The sequence below is a fragment of the Hoyosella sp. YIM 151337 genome, assembly GCF_026041215.1.
In the GTDB taxonomy this organism is placed as follows: domain Bacteria; phylum Actinomycetota; class Actinomycetes; order Mycobacteriales; family Mycobacteriaceae; genus Hoyosella.
Genome location: NZ_JAPEIQ010000018.1, coordinates 1 through 2,870, shown reverse-complemented (window position 1 = coordinate 2,870; position 2,870 = coordinate 1). Strand labels below are relative to the sequence as shown.

Annotated in this window: 1 protein-coding gene and 1 CRISPR repeat array; the gene reads right to left on the bottom strand. The window is 63.8% G+C overall.

Going from position 1 to position 2,870, the window contains the following annotated elements; translation table 11 throughout:
• Positions 1-44 precede the first annotated feature (44 nt).
• Complete coding sequence (locus tag ONR57_RS09060) at positions 45-1,697, bottom strand: hypothetical protein (RefSeq protein WP_265122910.1); 1,653 nt, start codon at positions 1,695-1,697, stop codon at positions 45-47.
• Positions 1,698-2,076: 379 nt separating this feature from the next.
• Positions 2,077-2,837: direct repeats of the CRISPR family, unit length 29 nt; unit sequence GGGCTCATCCCCGCATCCGCGGGGAGCAC.
• Positions 2,838-2,870 lie beyond the last annotated feature (33 nt).

The following is a 2,870-nucleotide window of genomic DNA, read 5'->3' as shown; positions in this document are numbered from 1 at the left end:
AACACCTCCCAGTACCAGCCGGCGCTGGGAGAACCCGCCCTCCACTAAAGCCGGGGCGATTCAGTGGTGCTGCAACGGCCGCCTGAGACTTCCTGGTCCCCGGCGAACGACGCGACATGGACGTACACCGTCTTTGTGTTGTTGTTTGCGGCGGTGTAGGTATCTTCCGCCACGCGGTCGTATGCCCACGTGTCTACCGTAATCCTGTCGGCGATTGCTCTCGCGACTTCCGCGGTCGGCGCGGCAGGCGATGTGGCTGGGGTGGTGCTCGCTGGGGTGTCTGCTGTGCGGCGAATGTCGAAGTATTTGACGGAATCGTTGCCGATCGCGCGGAACCCTCCGACCACGTGGTCCCATAATCGTTGTGGGAGCTGGATGAACGCGGCGACCGCGACGCTCAATCGGTGGAGTTCGGCCATGCGGGCCTGATCCCCACCCTGGCCTTCTGCGAGTGTGATCAGGCATTGACTGACCTCGCCAATCATCGAGTACAGACTGGCAGGCGAGAGATCGCTGAGGGTTCCGGGTGCATTATGCAATAGCGCGAAACAATCCCACGCGCCCGGGATCAAACGGATTCGCTCTAGGTCGATGCCGAGCATGTTTATCCCGGTCACCAGACTCTGCGCAAGGATCCCGTGCTCTTGTGGGATCAGCCGGATGTGTATCACGTCGGCGGTATCGCTGAATGTCAGTCTGCCCGTGGAGCGCCCGACCAGCGTGCCCTTGCTGCCGACCGTCATCAACGTGGCCAGCGCTCCAGCGGAACTGGTCATGGTCAAGGCATCTCCGTGAGCCCAGCTGCCGCCGACCTCGTCCGGGTCGACTCGAATGGCGTAGAAGGATCCTGTGGCGTTCTGGAAATCGACAGCCAGCCTGCCGTTGGCGTTGACGAGACAGCCTGACACCTGACCAGGGTGCGCCGGTGTGAGGACGTATTCACTGTTGTCGAAGGTCACGGTACTGGACTCACGACACCGCAGTGATGCCTCGAAGCGGTCGGAAAAGCCGGTCACGAGTTTGCCGATATCGTCGGTCACCACCTTCACGACGTTGAACGCGCTGACCCAAAAGTTGCTTAAGTGGGTTACTTCGCTGGTGACCGTTTGTGTTGTTGGCTCCCAGCGCGCCAGGAACATGTCACGAACGCCCGCACCGTCCCCGGATACCGATTCCACGACAGGCACCGCACCGTCATTGAACGCCGCTACGAGATCAGGCCGATCGGAGAGGTCGAAAGCCAGCTGAATTGGCGCGGTGGGCTGACCATCACCGTCATCGAGGCGCACACTGACCGGCGTGGTCGAAGCAATGTGCGCGGGAGGGTGTTCCGGCGAGAAGCTGCTTTCACTCACCGCGAGGCTTCTGCCGTGATCGGCAGCTCCGGTCAACTGAACCTCAACGGTCACACCTTCAACCACGGAGGTCACGGCATCAGGTTCAGAAGCGGCAGATGACGAAACCGCTGGTGTACTGGGCTGCGGGCCGACACCCTCACCAGCGGTGACAGGACCGGGCCCACCAGAACACGACACCACAAGCAAGACAGCGGCGCACAACGCTAGCGCCACAGTGGTGCCGCGCGCGCGGACCAGACCCCGGCCAGCAAAGCTCCTCCTGGCCACAACCACACCAGGATCTGACCGCCCACAGCAACCGGCCCCAGCCCGGGCAACTGGCATCTCTTTCGCATCCACGGGAGCCTCCATCGCCGATAACCCCGTTAAACGCCAGTTGAGACGCCTACTCGCCCCACACCCCAAACACGCCGGTATCACCGAAACTCGGGCCGATACAGTGACGTCAACCGAGAAAGGTGATCTGCACTGGAAGTACCCTCGTCGCTGATGCCAACAAAACTTCCGGTCCGTGGAGCACCGATCAGGTGAAGAAGTCTACCTCGCCGCGCGCTGCTGTGCGCTGAGATCTCATGAACGGGGAATCGTGTCACGAGACGCTGTCATTGCCCACCTTCAGCATGAGAGCGACAGGGAACACTTCGTCACAAACACGACTGCCGCGCTGCAGCGCACGACCGAGCCAGTCAACACATCCACCGGGCGGCCTCTTCTCGGCGGGCTCATCCCCGCATCCGCGGGGAGCACGGTTTCGGGTGTTTCCCCTGCATATGGTGGGTGGGCTCATCCCCGCATCCGCGGGGAGCACCGCCATGTGTGTGCGTAGTCCCGCAGCGCGGCGGGCTCATCCCCGCATCCGCGGGGAGCACGCATGGGGTGGGCCTTTCAAACGCCAATGGGTGGGCTCATCCCCGCATCCGCGGGGAGCACATGAGGGTGACTCTCCCTTCGGTGTCTGCCGGGGGCTCATCCCCGCATCCGCGGGGAGCACGCCTCTGAGGAGAACCCGCAATGACCATGTTCGGGCTCATCCCCGCATCCGCGGGGAGCACGTAGGTCCGGGTGACGCGTTGAACCGTTCAAGGGGCTCATCCCCGCATCCGCGGGGAGCACTGCATGGGCTGCCACACCGCGTGGCTGCGGCAGGGCTCATCCCCGCATCCGCGGGGAGCACGCCCGCAGCGGCGTATTCAGCAGCGCCAGCCCGGGCTCATCCCCGCATCCGCGGGGAGCACGTATTCCCAGGCTTCGTTTTGCCAGTCTCTGGGGGCTCATCCCCGCATCCGCGGGGAGCACACCAAACACGCCCCCGACCTCCTCACCGTCGAGGGCTCATCCCCGCATCCGCGGGGAGCACAGCAAGCTCCCACGGCTCCAGATCAAGCAGCGGGGCTCATCCCCGCATCCGCGGGGAGCACGGCATCACTCACACTCCACGGTCGGCTGCACGGGGCTCATCCCCGCATCCGCGGGGAGCACCCACGATGATCACGGTGCACCTGCAGTTGATCG